This window comes from Tautonia plasticadhaerens (genome assembly GCF_007752535.1).
In the GTDB taxonomy this organism is placed as follows: domain Bacteria; phylum Planctomycetota; class Planctomycetia; order Isosphaerales; family Isosphaeraceae; genus Tautonia; species Tautonia plasticadhaerens.
Genome location: NZ_CP036426.1, coordinates 7459974 through 7477567 on the forward strand (window position 1 = coordinate 7459974; position 17594 = coordinate 7477567).

Sequence of the window (17594 nt, forward strand, 5' to 3'; positions counted from 1 at the left end):
CTCCCGTATCGGTTCGGCGAGGGTCCCCGGGGAGGATCGTGCCGGCCCGACTCGGCGGCCGACCGGGGGCCGAGCCGAGCCAGCGAGGCGAACCATCCCATGCACCGAGCCCCGACCCCGTCCCGGGCCCCGTCCCTCGGCCTGTGGCTCCTCGGCCTCCTCGCCCTGATCGGCCCCCGGGCGTCGGCCCTCGCCGCCGACCCCGATGCCGATGCCGACCCCGATCGGTTCGAGCCGCAGATCTCCCCCGCCTCCGACGAGCCGAGTCAAGCGATCGCCGGCTTCCGGATCCCCGACGGGTTCTCGGTCCGCCCCTGGGCCGCCGAGCCGATGCTGGCCAACCCCGTCGCCTTCGCGGTCGACGACCGCGGCCGAGTGTATGTCGCCGAGACCTTCCGCCACGGCCAGGGGGTGACCGACACCCGCGGTCATATGTACTGGCTCGACGACGACCTGGCCTCGACCTCGGTCGAGGACCGCGTCGCCATGTATCGGAAGCACTTCGACGACCCCACCTTCCGGGACTACGGCGTCGCCCCCGACCGCCTCCGACTGCTGGTCGACGCCGACGGCGACGGGACCGCCGACGAGGCCACCGTCTTCGCCTCAGGGTTCGACGACGTGGCCGCCGGCATCGGCGCGGGGGTGCTCGCCCGTGGGGAGGACGTCTGGTACGCCTGCATCCCCGACCTCTGGCTGCTCAGGGACACCGACGGCGACCGGGTGGCCGACGAGAGGCGGGCGCTGCACTCCGGCTACGGCGTCCACGTCGGCTTCCTCGGCCACGACCTGCACGGCCTGATCTTCGGCCCCGACGGCAAGCTCTACTTCTCGATCGGCGACCGCGGGTTCAACGTCGAGACGACGGAGGGCGACCGGCTGGCGATCCCGCACACCGGCTCCGTGCTCCGGTGCGACCCCGACGGCTCGAACCTGGAGGTCTTCGCCTCCGGACTCCGCAACCCCCAGGAACTCGCGTTCGACCGCTTCGGCAACCTGTTCACCGTCGACAACAACAGCGACGGCGGCGACCGCGCGCGGCTGATCGACCTCGTCGAGGGGGGCGACTCCGGCTGGCACATGGGCTGGCAGTACCTCACCGAGCCCGTCGCCCGGGGGGCATGGAACGCCGAGAACCTCTGGAAGCCCGAGTCCGAGGGGAACGACGCCGCCTACCTGCTCCCCCCGCTGGCCAACCTCAGCGACGGCCCCTCCGGCCTCTCCTACAACCCCGGCGGAGCGGCGATGCCGGGTCGCTACGACGACCATTTCTTCCTCGCAGACTTCCGCGGGACCGCCGGCAACAGCGGCATCCGGTCGTTCGCCGTCGAGCCGGACGGCGCCAGCTTCCGGCCGGTCGACGAGCACCAGTTCTTCTGGTCGATCCTCGCCACCGACGTCGACTTCCCCCCCTCCGGCGGGCTGTTCGTCAGCGATTGGGTCGAGGGCTGGGACAAGCCGACCAAGGGGCGCATCTATCACCTGACCCCGAGCGAGTCGGACGACCCGACGGTCGCCGAGGTCGCCCGACTGCTGGGAGGGGGGTTCGACCAGCGTCCGATCGACGAACTGGTCGGGCTGCTCGGGCACGCCGATCAGCGGATCCGGCAGCGGTCGCAGTTCGCGCTGGCCGACCGGGGGGCCCGGTCGCTCGGGTCGCTGATCTCGGCGAGTGAGTCGGACAATGAGATGGCCCGCCTGCATGCCGTCTGGGCGCTCGGGCAAATCGGCCGGGGGATGCCGCAGGCGCTGTCGAGCGTCGTCGACCGGCTGAAGGATCCCTCGGAGCACGTCAGGGGCCAGGCCGCCCGGGTCCTCGGCGACGGCCGGGCGGACTTCGCCGTCGACGCCCTGATCGGCCGGCTCGACGACCCGGCCCCTCGGGTCCGGATGTACGCCGCGATCGCCCTGGGGAAGCTCGGCGACGGGAAGGCCATCGGGCCGGTCGCCGAAATGATCCGACGAAACGCCGACGCCGACCCCTACCTCCGCCACGCCGGGGTGATGGGCCTGCTCGGGGCCGCGAGCAACGGGGACCTGGATCGGCTGGCCGGGGACGACTCGGAGGCGGTCCGGCTGGCGACCCTGCTCGCCTACCGCCGCAACAAGGACCCGGAGGTCGCCCGGTTCCTGGACGACCCGGAGCCGAGGCTCGTCCTCGAAGCGGCCCGGGCGATCAATGACGCGGAGATCGGCGGGGCGACCGCCAAGCTCGCCACGCTCGACGTGGCCGCCGGGATGCCCGCCCCCCTGATCCGCCGGGTCTTGAACGCGAACCTCAGGGTCGGCGGGCCGGAGGCGGCCGGGGCGGTGGCCCGGGTCGCGGCGGCCGAGGGGATGCCGGAGGAGATCCGGGCCGAGGCACTGGCCATCCTGGCCGATTGGGCCGAGCCGAGCGGCCGGGACCGGATCGTCGGCCTCTGGCGGCCGGTGCCGAGCCGGCCGGCCGACGCGGCGGCCGAGGCCCTCCGGCCGGTCGTCGCCGACCTGCTGTCGGAGGCGCCGGATCGGGTCCGGCTGGCGGCGGCCAGGGCGGTCGGCGCGCTGAAGCTGGAGGACGCCGGCCCCGCCCTGTTCGAGCTGTCCTCCGACGGCGGGCTCGGGGCCGAGGCCCGGGTCGCGGCGATCCGGGCCCTGGAGGCGATCGGGGACGCCCGGCTGGCCGAGGTCGCCCGGCGGTCGACGACCGACCCCGAGGCGATGGTCCGCACCGAGGGGCTCCGGCTGCTCTCGAACCTCGACCCGGAGGAGGCGTTGCCGATCCTCGACGCCGTGCTCCGGGGCGGGACGACCCCGGAGCGCCAGGGTGCGCTATCGACCCTGGGCGGGATGGAATCGGATCAGGCCGACCGCGTCCTCGCCGCGCAGCTCGACGCGCTCCTCGCCGGCGAGGTCCCGATGGAGATCCGGCTGGACCTGATCGAGGCCGCGGGCGAGCGATCGGCGGCCGAGGTCCGGCAGAAGCTCGCCCGGTACGAGGCCTCCCGGCCCCCGGGCGACCCCCTGGCCGCCTACCTGGAGGCCCTCGAAGGCGGGGACGTCCGGAGGGGACGCCGGATCTTCTTCGAGCGGACCGAGGCCCAGTGCCAGCGCTGCCACCAGGTCGACGGCCAGGGGGGCGAGGTCGGCCCAGCGCTCTCCGAAATCGGGAAGACGAGGGACCGGTCCTACCTGCTGCGGTCGATCGTGGCGCCGGACGCCGAGATCGCCGAGGGGTTCGAGACCCTGGTGGTCGCCACCGGAGACGGCCAGGTGCTCACCGGGATCGTCAAGGAGGACACGGGGGACGCCCTCGCCCTGATGGACGCCGAGGGGAAGGTGACCACGGTCGCCAAGTCCGACATCGAGGAATCTCGACGGGGGGTCTCGGCCATGCCCGCCGACCTGATCACGCACCTGTCCAGGCGTGACCTGCGCGACCTGGTGGAGTACCTCGCCACACGCAAGGGCGAGTCCCGTCGGGGCGGCCACGGCCGGTAACGGCCCGGAGGTCGCGGTCCAGGCGTCGAAGAGTCGGTCGATGGGGCGGGGAGGGGGCGAGGCCCTCCCCGTCCGGGGCGATCGGGCCGATGACGGGGGCCGGACCGGCAGGATCGCCCGAGACGGAGTACCCGATGACCCGGCCATGCGTCGCCCCTCGTCTGATGCGGGGTGAGCAGGACCTGCACGGCCGGGTCTCCCGCCCCGAATCGGGGACGTGTCGGCTCACGACCCGGAGGCCGCCCGCGTCGTCGAGGTCAGGGGGGCATACCTGCCCTCGATCCGCCCGGCCCGCAGCATCGGCACGACGCCGGGCTGATCGGACGCGGTGGCATGGCCGGTCCGATCCGGTTGCCCGGACGGCGATCGGGGACTAGAGTTTGACGATTCGGGCCCAGGGCGACCGGCGGACTGGGGACCGTGCCGATGCTGCCGACTCGGCCCCGATCGGGAATGGGAGTGTGAGCGGCGTCTCCGTCGCCCTCGGCGAGCTCCCCTCGACATTGCGGACCCATCCCGACCCCATGCGAGGACGACCCATGCTGCCGAAGACGCGGCGACGCTGCCTTTCCGTCGAGTCGCTGGAGGACCGCGTCGTGATGAGCGCGCCCCGGCCGCTCCCGGGCACCCCGCTGGAGCTGCCGCAGGGGGGGGCCTGGAGGAACACGACGTTCATCGGTTCTCCCGTGCTCGCCGACCTGGACGGCGACGGGACGGAGGAGATCCTCACCGCCGCGGCCGGGGGACGGCTGGTGGCCTATTCGGCCGGGGCCGACGGGCAACTCCGGGAGTTCCGGCGGTACGAGACGGGGGCCGAAGCCAACTTCAAATCGACGCCGGTGGTGGTGCGGCGGCCCGACGGGTCGAAGATGATCGTCGCCGGGCTCGGCCGGGACGAGTTCGCCTCCCCCGCCCCGTTGGAGGACGGCCGGGTCTTCGCCTGGGACGCCGTCAGCGGCCAGGTGCTACCGGGCTGGCCCCGGGGGACCGGCGTCGGCGGCGTGGTCGGCCCGCTCGCCGCGGGAGACCTGACCGGCGACGGCATCGACGAGATCGTCGTCACCTCGTTCAACGGCTCGGTCCACGCCTTCCGGCAGGACGGCTCGGTCCTCTGGCTGTACGAGAATGACGACTCGGTCCAGTCCGGCGCCGCGATCGGCGACATCGACCGCGACGGCTCCCCCGAGGTCGTCTTCGGCGCCGACTCCAGCGAGAGCATCTACTTCCACGCCGGGGGCTTCGTCACGATCCTCAACGCCAACGGGGCGACCAAGTCCCGGATCCCGACCGGCGAGGTGATCTGGTCCTCCCCGGTGCTGGCGGACCTCACCGGCGACGGGTTCCTCGAGATGGTGGTGGGCACGGGCCTGAACTTCTCGCTCACCGACCCGACCGCATCCCCCGAGCGTCGGGCGGAGGCCCGGCTGGCGGCGAACCAGATCCTCGCCTACGACCACCAGGGCCAGGTCGTGCCCGGCTGGCCCTACCGGACGACCGCCGACCCCTCGGCCAACCGGCAGGTCTACAGCTCCCCCGCCGTGGCCGACCTGGACGGCGACGGCATGCTGGAGGTGGCGGCCATGGACCTGGCCGGGTACCTCCACGTGGTCCGCGGCGACGGCCGGCCGATGCCCGGGTTCGACGGCGGCCGGCAACTGCTGCCGCCGATCGCGGGGACCAACGACACCTACACCTCGCCGATCATCGCCGACGCCGACGGCGACGGCTCGCCCGACCTGATCGTCTCGGCCCGACAGACGCTGTTCGCCCTGGATGCCTCGGGCGACGAGCTCTGGAGGCTCCCGGCGCCGACGGCCCCGGGCGGCACGCCCGACGGCTTCGTCAACGCCGCGGCGGTCGGCCAGGTCGACGGCTCGGGCGGCCTGGAGCTGGTCATCGCCACCAACGCCCTGGGCGTGCCCAACCCGCCCCGGGGGGTGGGGGCCTACGAGCTGCCGGAGAGCCCGCTGACGCCCCCCTGGCCGATGCACCGCAGGACGGCCGATTCGACGCCGGTCACTCAGAGCCCGGCGTTCCTCGCCAAGTACGTCCGGGCCTCCTTCCGGGCCTTGCTGGGACGGGAGGCGACCGACAACGACATCCGCGTCTTCTCCGGCATGATGATGGCCAACGAGTGGTCGCCGAAGGTCTTCGCCGAGACCGTCGCCCTGACCCCCGAGGCGAGGACGGTGGTCATCCGCCAGCTCTACCAGAGCTACCTCCAGCGCCCCCCGACCGAGGCCGAGGTCGCCGCCGGCCAGCAGCAGCTCGAGGCGGGCCGGGCCGTGGATCTGGCCCGGCAACTGGTGCTATCCGACGAGTCCCTGGCCAGGACCGACGGCACGATCCCGGGCGTGCTGGGACGGTTCTACGAGACGATCCTCCGCCGGCCGATCACGGCCGGCGAGGTGGCGATCCTGGAGCCGGTGATCCGGTCGGGGATCGTGCCGATGCCGGAGATCGCCCGCTTGCTGCTGCTCTCCGAGGAATTCGTGCTGCTGGACATCGCGGCGCCGACCGTCATCGCCTACCGGACCGAGTTCCCGGACGCCCCCTTCGACGACGCCGCCATCGCCTCCGTGGTGCTGGACCGCAACGGGGCGATCAAGGAGGAGCGGATGAAGGCCACGCTCATCGCCACCGGGGGGCGGTACGAGCGGGCGACGCCGATCGCCGGGGTGGTCCGGTCGGTCCTCAGCGACCTGGAGCAGCGAGTACCGTCGCCCTCGGAGGTCGGCTTCTGGATCCGGGAGTTCACCTACGGCCGGACCTCGCCGACGGCCTTCTTCCCGACGGTCATCGACGGCGCGGGGGCCCGGGCCCAGTTCGTCCGGGAGCAGGTCCGGTCCCTGCTCGGGCGGGAGGCCGACCCGGCGACCGTCGCCTCGCTCTCCAACTACGCGAGCCGGGAGGAGCTGATCATCTCCCTGGCGTCCTCCCCCGAGTATTTCGCCCGGGCCGGGGGGGACAACCCGGGGTTCGTCCGGCTCGCCTTCCTCGACCTGTACGGGGTCGACCCGCTGCCCGCATCGGTCCTGAACGAGCAGGTCGCCGCGCTCAACGGCGGCCGACTGACCCGGGAGGGCATGATCCGGAACCTGGTCTTCAGCGCCCCGTTCTACGAGAAGGACGTCGTCGAGCTGCTCTTCCGCTTCCTGCCCGAGGAGGGCAAGGGGGTGCTCCGGATCCCGATCGACGCGCCGCCCGGCACCGCCGCCAACAATCCGGATCCGGCGCTGATCCGGTCGCTCGTCTCCGCCCGGCAGTCGGGCGCGACGATGGCCGACACCCTGGCCACGATCCTCGGCTCTCCGACGTATTTCTACCGCTCGTCGTACGTCCGGGGCCTCTATCGGAGCACGGGCGTCCGAAACTGACGAGCACCCGTCGCCGGACGGCGGGCGAGGGACGGTGGAGGAGGGTCGGGGTCCCGCGCCCGGCATCGGCCCACCATCACCCGCCCCCCGCCGCCGACGGGTGCCTGGGCGCGCTCGACGGGCCGGGGGGACGGTCGTCCCCCCGGCCCGTCGAGCGCGGAGCGGTGGCTCAGGTTGCCGGGATCACTGCCCCTGGTCGAGGGAGAAGCCCGGCTCGCCGTCGAAGTTGCAGAGGTGCTCGGTCTTGATGAAGTCGAGGCCGGCGGCCTCGATCCGGCCGAGCAGGTCGACCACCTGTCGGTGGGTGATGGGGGCGCCCCCCTCGGCGTCCTGGAAGCGGCAACGCCAGTGGTCGGAGCAGAAGGTCTCGGGCAGGCCGTCCGGCCAGACCTTCAGTCCGCGGTTGCTGATCATCTTCAGCGTGAGGTCCGGGCCCGCCAGCGGGGCGAGCGCCGAGCCGAGGTCGTCGGGGGAGCCGGACGACCAGTCGAAGAACACGTCGACGCCCACGAGTTCCTTCTTCGACTTCCTGGCGGCGGTCGCCGCCCCGGCCCCTTTCGCCGTCGCCCGGCCGGCCTCGGGGACGTCGCCGGAATAGGAGACGGCCTTCAGCTGCTCGGGCTTCTGGCCGAGCCGGGCGATCACGGCCTGGGCGAACTCCCGGGTACCGACCTTCTGCTTGCTGACCTTCTCGTCGAAGATGTCGTACGTGTGGATGCCGTCCTCGAGGGTCTTCAGCCAGGCGTTGTGGGCCCGCTCGGCGGCCTCGACCTCGCCGATGTGGACGAGCATCAGGACGCTGCCGAGGAACAGGCCCGACGGGTTGGCGAGGTTCTGGCCGGCGCGGCGGGGGGCGGAGCCGTGGATCGCCTCGAACATGGCGCAGTGGTCGCCGATGTTCGCCGAGCCGGCCAGGCCGACCGAGCCGGCGATCTGGGCGGCCACGTCGGAGAGCACGTCGCCGTAGAGGTTCGGCATGACGATCACGTCGAAGGCGCCGGGCGTGTCGGCCATCTTGGCGGCGCCGATGTCGATGATCCAGTGCTCGTTCTCGATGGACGGATATTCCGCCGCGATCTCGTCGAAGACCTTGTGGAACAGCCCGTCGGTCAGCTTCATGATGTTGTCTTTGGTGAAGCAGGTGACCTTCTTCCGGTTGTTCTTCACCGCGTAATCGAACGCGTAGCGGACGATCTTCTCGCAGCCGGGTCGGCTGATGAGCTTGAGGCACTGCATCACCTGGTCGGTCTGGCGATGCTCGATCCCGGCGTAGAGATCCTCCTCATTCTCCCGGACGATGACCACGTCCATCCCCGGGTGCTTGGTCCGCACGTACGGCGCGTAGGCGACGCAGGGGCGGATGTTGGCGTACAGGCCCAGGGTCTTGCGGACGGTGACGTTGAGGCTCTTGAAGCCGCCGCCCTGGGGGGTGGTGATGGGGGCCTTGAGGAAGACCTTGGTGCGCCGGAGGGAATCCCAGGCGTCGGGGGTGATGCCGGACGTGTGGCCGGACTTGTAGACCGCCTCGCCGATCTGGATCGTCTCGATCTCCAGCCGGGCGCCGGCCTCCTGCAGGATCGCCAGCGTCGCCTCCATGATCTCGGGCCCGATCCCGTCTCCGTGGGCCACGGTGATCGGCGTCGCTCCTGCCCCGGTGGTCGCCATCTCGTCCATCCTCCCGATCGATCGCGCTCGATCCAGACGTCCGCCGCCCCCGGCCCCCGCCCTCACGGGGGCGTCGCCGGCCGGACGGCCTCGAATTCGAGTCACTTCTATCGGAAAAATCCCACCCCGGTCAAGCGGCCCACCCGGCCGGCCCGCGTCGATCGGCCCCGCCGGTCCGATGCGACCCGTGGGTGCCGGTCGCGGGATGGGCCGGCCTCCCGGCCGCGGTCCCGGTCGAAATCGGGCCGGATCGGGCTCCCCCATCCGGGCGTCGCGGGTAAGATGGGGCCGAGGCCGCCGGGGATGGGGGGACCTCGCCGGGCTCCGATCGACGACCAGGGGAGGGGGCGACATGCGACGCAAGGTCGGGGCGTGCGGGTCCTGCATCGGCTGGCTCCTGGCGGCGTCGATCCCGGCCTGGGCGGGGGACGACGGGTCGTCGGGACCGATCGCCGACCGGGTCGCGGAGATCATCGCGACCCCCGGCTTCGAGGCCGGGCACTGGGGCGTCCTCGTCGTCGATCGGAGTTCGGGCGAGGTCCTCTTCGAGCACGAGGCCGATCGCCTGTTCATCCCCGCCGAGGTCGCCCAGCTCTTCCCCGCCGCCTCGGCCCTGGAGGCATTGGGGGTCGACCACCGATTCCAGACCCCCGTCCACCGCCGGGGGGAGGTGGGGCCGGGCGGCACCCTCGACGGCGACCTCATCCTGGTCGCCGTCGGGGACCCCAGCCTCGGCGGCCGGACCAGCCCCAAGGACGGCTCGCTGCTCTACCGGGACGTCGACCACACCCGGGCCGGCTCGACCCAGGGGGCCGCACTCGTCGAGGCCGACCCGCTGGCCGGCCTGGACCACCTGGCCCGCGAGGTCAAGGCCGCCGGCATCTCGGCCGTCTCCGGCGAGGTGATCGTCGACGACCGACTCTTCGAGCCGACGCCGGTCGAGGGGGCCGTGCCCTCCCGGATCGTGCCGATCGCGGTGAACGACAACCTCGTCGACGTGGTCGTCACCCCCGCCGCCGAGCCGGGCAAGCCGGCCGGGGTGGTCACCGTGCCGCCCTCGGACTTCTACGCCGCCGAGTCACGGGTCGAGACCGTGCCCGAGGGGCAGCCGCCCCGGATCGAGGTGGTCCGTGAGGGGACCCGGCGGTTCTCGGTCCGGGGACAGATCCCGGTGGGCCACCCGCCGGTGGTCCGGGTCTACGAGGTCGAGCAGCCGGGGGACTTCGCCCGGGCCCTGTTCGTCGAGCAACTCCGGGCCCGGGGGGTCCGGGTCGACGCCTCCCCGCTGGGGGAGAACCCCGGGGATCGCCTGCCGTCCTCCCCGGTGGTGGCCCAGTTGCCGAGGGTGGCGCAATACACCTCCCCCCCGCTCCGGGAGTACGTCCGGATGATCCTCAAGGTCGGCCACCACCTGCACGCGGGGTCGCTCCCCCTGCTGCTGGCCGCCGCCGAGGGGCAGCGATCCCTGGCCGAAGGGCTCCGACGCCAGGGGGCGATCCACGAGCGGCTCGGCTTGCCCGCCGGCGGGATCAGCCTGGCCGACGGCGCCGGGACGCACCGGTCCGACCTCGTCTCCCCCCGGGCCGTCGTCGCCCTGCTCCGCGCCATGGACACCCGCCCCGGGGGCCCGGCCTTCGAGGCCGCCTTGCCCGTGATCGGCCGGGAGGGGACGACGCTCGACGTGGTCGCCGCCGACAGCCCCGCCCGGGGTCACGCCCGGGCCCACTCCGGCACGTCCTGGTCGGTGGACGCGACGACCGGCAGGCCGGTGCTGCTCTGCAAGTCGCTGGCCGGCTACATGGAGACGGCCTCGGGCCGCGACCTCGCCTTCGCCTACTTCGTCAACCTCGTCCCCAGCACCGGCGCCGCCGACCGGGGCGTCACCGGCCTGTCGTCGGCCCGGCTCCTGGGGGCACTCTGCGAGGCCTTCTACGCCGACCAATCCCCGGGTTCCCCCTCCGCCTCCGTCCCGCCCGTCCCCCCCGCCCCCGCCCCCCAGGTGCCTCCCCCGGCGGGCCCGAACGCGACCGATGAGTGATTGCGCGAAAAATTGGGTCGAGGCCGCCGTCTTGACCGGGTATGAGAACCCCCTATCATTTTGAGTGATCGGGCACCCCGCTGAGGGGCCCCGGCCATCTTCTGGTGGATCGACCCTGTCCTGACGATAACAAGGCCCGTGTCCGATCCGGGGGGCGTCCGATCGAGCGGGCGTCCGAACCGGTCGGCGTCCCCGGTGCGCATGCACGATGAGTCCACCCACGGCTCGGCTGGCCCTGGCAATCCCCGGTTCCGGACCGGACCCGGCCCCCGTGGGGATCGCCTTGCTCGCCGCGATGGCCGAGAAGGGGGTGCGGGTCCAGCACTTCCGGTCCTGGGCCTGCCCGATCGGCACCCGGGCGATCGGTGGCCTGACCGGCCTGCCGGGCCGGCATTTGGACGCCTGGCTGATGACGCCGGAGGTGTGCCGGTCGGTCTTCGATCGGGGCGCCCGGTCGGCGGACCTGGCGGTCGTCGAGGGGGCCATCGAGGAGATCCCGGCCCCGGCCGGCGGGCCGAGCTACGAGGATCTCTGCGTCTCCACCTGCGGTCGGCCCGGGGCGTTGCTGCCGCTGGCCGACGCGATCGACGCGCCGATCATCGCGGCCGTCCCCTGCGACCGGCTCGACGCGTTCCACCTGCCTCACCTGGTCCGGGGGGTGGACGGGATCGTGCTGGACGGCCTGGAGGACCGCCGCGAGTTCGCCTCGATGCGGAGGATGGTCGAGCTGGTGCTCGATCGCCCGGTGCTCGGCGCCCTGGAGGCCCTGCCTTCGGCCCGGGAGGCGCTGCGGGTGGCCCGTCGGGACCAGGCACTCGACCCCCGGCTGGCCTCGGCCCTCGCGAGGAGCCTCGGCCGCTTCTCCGACCTCGACGCGATGCTCGAGCTGGCGTCCAGCCGTCCCATGCCGCCGTCGGACCCGGCCGCACTGCCGCCCATCGGCCTGCCGTTCAAGGTCGCCTACGCCCACGACGACGCCTTCGGCGACTACTTCCCCGATACGCTGGAGCTGCTCGAGACGCTCGGCGCCGAGTTGGTCGAGTTCTCTCCCCTGTCCGACGGCGACCTGCCGCCGGGGGTCGACCTGGTCATGATCGGCTGCGGCTTCCCCGATCGCTTCGCCGAGGAACTGTCGGCCAACGCCTGCCTGATCGCCGCGCTGCGGTCCTGGGTCTGCCGGGGGAAGCCGCTCTACGCCGAGGGGGGCGGCTGTGCCTATCTCGGCCGCTTCATGAAGCTGGGAGACCGGGACGTGCCCGGCGTCGGCCTCTTCCCGTTCGACGCGGCGCTCCGGCCCGACCCCGAGCCGCCGGCACCCGTCTACCGGACCCTCTGTCGGTCGGGGCTCCTCGGGCCCGGGGGCACGGTGGTCCGAGGCTACCACTCCAACCGTTGGCACCTGCGGCCCGCCCCCGAACCCGGGGACTGCCCGGCCCAGTCCGGCTACCTGACCGCCGAGCGGGACGTGGCCTACCGTCGCAATGCCGTCGGCAGCCTGATCCACCTGCACTTGGCCGCCCTGCCCCAGGTCGTCTCCTCCCTCGCCGGCCTCGGCCGCCGCGGGTTCGCCTCGCCGACGATCGGCGGACGCTGACGGCCCCGATCCGACTCGCCCGAGTCGTCGATCGCCCTGCCGATCCCGGGCCGGGCGATCAGGACGGCGATTCGCCCAGCCGGTTGAGGATCCAGAGCAGGATCAAGGGCGGCAGGATCATGTGGCCGTACAGGTAGTAGAACCAGACAGCCGGGTCGTCGTTGACCGTCATCAGCCAGGCGTTGAAGTACGTCGAGGCCCACCAGGCCTGGGCCCAGGGCAGGTGGGCGTGGTATCGGAAGTAGTCGTAGCCGGTACGGATCACCAGCGCGACGACGGCCATCACCAGCGCGGTGGCGATCGCGCCTCCATTGAGTTGCGCCGCGCCGAGGATGCCGATGGCCGGGCCGGTGAACTCCTCATCCCGGCGGAATTCCGAGCCGGCGATCCAGGCGGCGGTCCACCGTTCCCGGCCGAAGAGGGGCTTCTCGTTCCAGATCACCCGGGGGATGTAGGTCGAGACGACGCGGATGTAGCTCGACCCGTAGTCGTGGGGCGACTTGTGCGGGACGGTGTCGAGCATCAGCAGGTAGCCGCCGTATTCGGTCGTCTCCCGGGTCAGCATCTCTCGGGTCTGGGCGTGCTTGCGCTGCTCGTCGTCCTCGACGCTCAGGCTGACGAGGATCTCGGTCGGGTCGAATCCCGAGGCGAAGGCGATGAAGGAGTCGACCGAGGCGTCATTCCCCCGGTTCTTGTGGATCCGCCAGCTGATTGACAGGGCCACCACCAGGCAGCCGACGAACGCCGCCACGGCCAGCGTCGCCAGCGACGGGCGCTTGAACCGGGGCACGTACCAGGCGCAGAGGGCGGTCAGCACGCCGAAGAGGGAGTGCGACCGCTTGCCCAGGTACATCCAGACGAGCGTGTAGAGCAGCGTCAGCGCCAGGCCGGCCGCCGTGATGGCCGGGCGGGGGCGGTGCGGCTGACGGCCGGTGACGATCAGCAGGACGCCGGCGACCAACTGCATCGTCGGGAATTGCAGCATCAATCGGGTCCAGGCGCCGACCTCGGTGGGGTCCGCCCCGCCGAATCGCTGGAGGACCAGGGCCATGCTGGCCAGGCCCCAGGCCACCATGATCGGCGTGATCAGCACCAGCGGCGCGTCGGCCCAGGTCCTCGGCGGGCGGGGGATCGACCGGGCGATCGTCCGGCCGACGCCGCTGTAGTAGACGGCCAGGAACAGCAGCAGCGCCCAGAAGGCCCGGGCGTTGGCCGCCGTCACCACGTCGATGCCCCGGACCGAGAGCGCCCAGTCCCGGAAGCTCAGCGCCTGGAGGATGTAGACGTGGGCGAAGCCGGTCAGGAACAGCCAGATCGGCGCGAACGGGTCGAAATCCCGGCGGAAGATCCGGGCGGCGGCCAGCGTCACGATCACGGCGGCCGAGGCGAAGACGTAGGACCGATCCATCGGTGCGCATCCTTGCGAGCGAGGTCCGGGCCGGGGGTCGAGCCCGGGGTCCGGGGTCGACCCGACCCCGCCCGCCCCGGCGTCCTGCCCGGGTGCGATCGGCGACTGTCCGGCCCCTCGGGCGGTCCGTCCCTGGTGCGACCCCAGCTTATACCGGGTCGCCGGCCGGCGGTCTACCCCGGCCCGCCCTCGGGTCGGGGGTCAGAAGGGGCTGCCGCAGAGGACCCGGACGCTGGCGTAGGGGGTGAACTCGCCGGTCCGGATGATCCCCTTGGCGTCGAGCCCCTTCTCCTTGAACTCGTGCAGCGGCTCCTCGTCGACGTCGATGTCGCTGCCCAGCAGGTCGATGACCTTCTGGTACATCTCGGGGCTGTAGTCGTGGATCTCGGCGGGTACCGTCACCGCCTCGATCACCAGCTCCTCGGCGATCGCCTTCAGGACGTCGAGGAATCGGGGGATGCCGGGCGTCAGGGTCAGGTCGATGACGTGACCGTCCGGCGGCAGCGGGTATCCGGCGTCGACGATGAGCAGCTCGTCCAGGTGGCCCAGCTCGGCCAGCAGCGAGCAGATCGCCGGATTGAGGATGCCGCGCTTCTTCATCGATCTCGGTACCTCGCCTGTCGCACGACGGTGGGGGGGGAGTCTCGCGTTGAACCCTTCCAGTGTAACGGTTCCGCCGGTCGGCCACTATGGCGATCGGGCGAGGGTCGCCCCCGGACCGCCGATCGCTCATGATGGGAGGGGAGGAAGAATCGCCCGGCCGAGGTATGATTCCCCCGGGTCGCCCGATCGACGCCGCGATGCCGAGGCCCCGACCGGCCCCCTCGGAGGAGTCTGATGCCCATCGACCGATGCAACCGGAAGGCTCGGGCGTTGCTGGCGGCCCTGCTGCTCGCCCTGCTCGTCGGCCCGGCGCCGGGGACTCAGGACCGGGGGGCATACCTCCCGGCCCGATCGCTGGAGGACGCCCGGCTCAGGAGGCTCCGGGAGGCCTCGGCCAGCTGGGAGCTGCGTACGGGCCCCCGGAGGGAGGTCGTCGACGTCGCCTGCCTCGTCCCGGATGCCGCCACCTTCTACCGGGCAATCGCCACCTGGGACGAATCCCACTGGTTCCCGGTCCTGATCGAGGACGTCGAATACACCTCGAAGTTCCTCCGGGCCTTCCGGCCCTCCCGGGTCGTCCGGTTCCCGGACCGGGGACGGCCGTCACAGGGGGACGGACTCTGGTCGGCCGCGATCACCGCCGTCGGCCGCTCCTGGACTGCGACCGACGATTCGGGCCCCGCCGGCGACCGCTTCCCGAGGGAACTCGGGCGGACGCCTCCGGGCGTGGTAGTGTCCAACCCGGCCTCCCCGTCGCTTCCCGGCGCCGTGGCGCTGGCGGCCGGCCGGTTCCAGCCGCTGATCCGATGGGAGCCGGGTCGGAAATTCGACGAGCTGTTGAGCGACGCCGACGCCCAGAAGCTCGCCCGCCAGCTCCGTGCGACCCTCTCCTCGACGGCGCCGAACCACGACTTGCTGGGAGACGACTGCGACTTCATCACCCTGGCGCTCGACTACCCCTACCGCTACCAGGGCGAGGGGCTGCCGCGGGAGGGGACCGACCTCCCCCCGGTCGCCGGGCCCGGCCCGGCGGCCTTCGACGACCTGATCGGCCGGCACCTGGACCTCCCCCGGCCCGACTCGGTCCGGATCCGATGGGCCTTCGCCGGCCGGCTGACGGGGGACGAGGTGCGGTCGGCCTACGCGGCGATGTGCAGCCTGTTCCTGAGGCCCGAGCGTGCGACCCTGATCAACGCCTACGGGGACGGCGCCGGCCCCCCGTTCGGGGACTATCGGCAGTCCCCGGCCGCCGATCGGCTGGATGGCCTGATGGAGGTCTCCCGGCGGGACCGGGGCCAGTCCGACCTCTCGGGATGGCACTCCGGATTCGACCCCGTCAACCGGGCCGGGTTGGTGCTGATCAACTCATCGGGGAACGCCTCCGACTTCAACCTCGGCGGCCCGACCCCGGGGAGGACCTGGGACGTGCCGATCACCGAGCCGGCGGCCGTGTACAAGGTGCACAGCCACTCGGCCGCCGACCCCGGGGACGCCGGGACCATCGCCGGCCGATGGCTCGCCAACGGGGCCTACCTCTATTTCGGGTCGGTCCACGAGCCGTTCCTGTCGGCGTTCCGGACCCCCGAGCTGGTGGTCAACCTGCTTCTCAGGGGGATCCCGTTCGGGGCCGCGGCCCGAATGCTGCCCGAGGAGCTGACCGCGTTCGGCAACAGTTGGCGGCTCGCCTACCTCGGCGATCCCCTGTTCCGCCTCGACCCGGACCCTCCCGGTCGGCGGCTCCCCCGCTGGGAACCCCTGGCCGACTGGCCCGTCTACGACGCCCCCGGGGCCCCCGCAGACCCCAAGGACCCGTTCGCCGTGCTGAGCTGGGCCCTCCGGGTGTCCATCGACGCCTCGCGTCGCGGCGAACCGGCCCCCGACGCGGTGATCGACGCCCTCCGGGCGGTCGACCCGGCCTCGATGGACGGCCCGATCCGGGCGTATCGCGACCTGCTGCTCGCCGACGCTTTGTTCCTCCGAGACCGGCTGGACGACCTCCGGGCCGACTTCGGCCGACGCCCCCCCGACTCCCTCTCCCCCGCCGCCCGACGCTGGCTGGAGACCGCCCGGGTCGTCTCGCTCCAGCGGGCCCTCGACGCCGGCGAATGGGAGCAAGCCGCCTCGATCTGGTCCGAGGTCGCCGGGTCGTCCCCGCCGGCTGCGATGCTCCGATCGCTCGCCGATCGCGTCCGCCCTGCCAAGGACCAGACCGATCGGCGTGCCTCCTGGCGGCGTCGACTGACCTCAGCCCGGGGGCAGATCGCCGACGATCGGCTCATCGAGGTCATCGACGAGGAACTGGCCCGGCCCTGACCGACGCCCCCGGCGATCGGTCAGCCGGCCTCGACCGCCGGCACCTCGACCCCGAGTTCGTTGGCCAGTTCGACGAGCTTGCCCCAATGCCCCTCGGAGAGCGGGATGCCTCCCCGGGATCGGGCGTCGAGCGCCTTGCGTTCGGGGTCGCCGGGCAGGGTGATCGCCTCTACCCCCTCGGCCGTCGGCGTCTGCCGGACGAACCGGACGACGCCGGTCGACTCCCGGAGCATGGCCGCGCTGCCGGAGAACCGGACGGGGTCGAGCAGCAGGAACAGCAGGTTGTTGCCCCGGGCCGGCGGGGCCCCCTCGTGGCAGGCCCGGCCCCCGGAGAGCCCGCCGGCGAGCATGTCCAGCACCAGCGCTAGGCCGAACCCCTTGTACGCCTGCGCGCCACCCATCGGGAGGATCGACCCCGAAGGCTTAGAATAGAGGACGCCCGGGTCGGTCGTCGGCCTGCCCTCGTGGTCGAGCAGCCAGCCCTCGGGCACGGGCTGATTGTTGATGTGGTAGACCCGGACCTTCCCCTCGGCGGCGACGCTCGTGCCGAAGTCGAGCACGACGGGGCCGTCGTCGGTCGGCACGGCGGCGCAGAGGGGATTGGTCCCCAGCCTCGGGGCGACCCCTCCCGGGGGCGCCACGCGCTGTCCGGCGCCGTTATTGTTCACCGTCGCCAGCAGGACCATGCCCAGCTCGGCCGCCCGCTCGGCGTACTCCCCGAGGCGGCCGACGTGGCCGCAGTCCCGGGCGGCCCCGGCGGCGATCCCCATCGACTGGGCCTTGGGGATCAGGTGGTCGAGCATGCGATGCGCCTGCACCTGGCCGAAGCCCCACTGGCCGTCGGCGACGATCATCGCCGGCCCTTCCACCTCGATCCGCAGCGGGACGCCCGGCTTGTAGATGCCGTCCTTGACGAAGCCGACGTACTGCGGCACCCGCATCACCCCGTGCGAATCGTGCCCCCGGAGATTGGCGCCGACGAGCCCATCGGCCACCACCCTCGACTCCCCCGTCGGCACCCCGGCGGCCTCGAAGATCCGGACGGTGAACTCGGTCAGGGCGTCGGCTGGGATCGTCGGCACGGCACGGCTCCGGTGGTGGGCCCGCGGGGGAGGG

The 17594-nt window shown here is 72.5% G+C and carries 9 protein-coding genes; 5 read left to right on the forward strand and 4 right to left on the reverse strand.

The genetic code is table 11. The features are described from left to right. Positions 1 to 99: 99 nt before the first annotated feature. The gene (locus ElP_RS29775; RefSeq protein ID WP_145276439.1) at positions 100 to 3480 is read left to right on the forward strand and encodes a PVC-type heme-binding CxxCH protein; all 3381 of its coding nucleotides are present in this window, start codon (positions 100 to 102) and stop codon (positions 3478 to 3480) included. A gap of 539 nt (positions 3481 to 4019) precedes the next feature. Then, complete coding sequence (locus ElP_RS29780) at positions 4020 to 6857, forward strand: FG-GAP repeat domain-containing protein (RefSeq protein ID WP_197446486.1); 2838 nt, start codon at positions 4020 to 4022, stop codon at positions 6855 to 6857. Between the two features lie 183 nt (positions 6858 to 7040). On the opposite strand, the gene ElP_RS29785 is transcribed toward ElP_RS29780, so the two are convergent. Next, positions 7041 to 8522: an NADP-dependent isocitrate dehydrogenase gene (locus tag ElP_RS29785; RefSeq protein ID WP_145276442.1), complete on the reverse strand. Its 1482-nt coding sequence runs from the start codon at positions 8520 to 8522 to the stop codon at positions 7041 to 7043. Between the two features lie 352 nt (positions 8523 to 8874). Between ElP_RS29785 and dacB the strand changes: the two genes are divergently transcribed. Beyond that, positions 8875 to 10560 carry a D-alanyl-D-alanine carboxypeptidase/D-alanyl-D-alanine endopeptidase gene (dacB, locus tag ElP_RS29790; RefSeq protein WP_197446487.1) on the forward strand — a complete coding sequence of 562 codons (1686 nt, stop codon included), beginning with the start codon at positions 8875 to 8877 and terminating at the stop codon, positions 10558 to 10560. Positions 10561 to 10831: 271 nt separating this feature from the next. Beyond that, positions 10832 to 12154 (forward strand): cobyrinic acid a,c-diamide synthase, encoded by a 1323-nt coding sequence (locus ElP_RS29795; protein WP_231749313.1) that lies wholly within the window; start codon positions 10832 to 10834, stop codon positions 12152 to 12154. A gap of 58 nt (positions 12155 to 12212) precedes the next feature. Here ElP_RS29795 and ElP_RS29800 read toward each other — a convergent pair whose 3' ends face one another. After that, the gene (locus tag ElP_RS29800) at positions 12213 to 13562 is read right to left on the reverse strand and encodes a hypothetical protein (RefSeq protein WP_145276447.1); all 1350 of its coding nucleotides are present in this window, start codon (positions 13560 to 13562) and stop codon (positions 12213 to 12215) included. A gap of 201 nt (positions 13563 to 13763) precedes the next feature. Next, the gene (gene rbsD / locus ElP_RS29805) at positions 13764 to 14162 is read right to left on the reverse strand and encodes a D-ribose pyranase (protein ID WP_145276448.1); all 399 of its coding nucleotides are present in this window, start codon (positions 14160 to 14162) and stop codon (positions 13764 to 13766) included. Positions 14163 to 14399: 237 nt separating this feature from the next. Here rbsD and ElP_RS29810 point away from each other — a divergent pair, with 237 nt between their 5' ends. Beyond that, positions 14400 to 16478 (forward strand): hypothetical protein, encoded by a 2079-nt coding sequence (locus ElP_RS29810; RefSeq protein ID WP_145276449.1) that lies wholly within the window; start codon positions 14400 to 14402, stop codon positions 16476 to 16478. 20 nt (positions 16479 to 16498) lie between these two features. Here the strand turns inward: ElP_RS29810 and ElP_RS29815 are convergent, their stop codons facing one another. Continuing rightward, positions 16499 to 17560, reverse strand: a complete 1062-nt coding sequence (locus tag ElP_RS29815; protein WP_145276451.1) for an Ldh family oxidoreductase — start codon at positions 17558 to 17560, stop codon at positions 16499 to 16501. Positions 17561 to 17594: the final 34 nt, after the last annotated feature.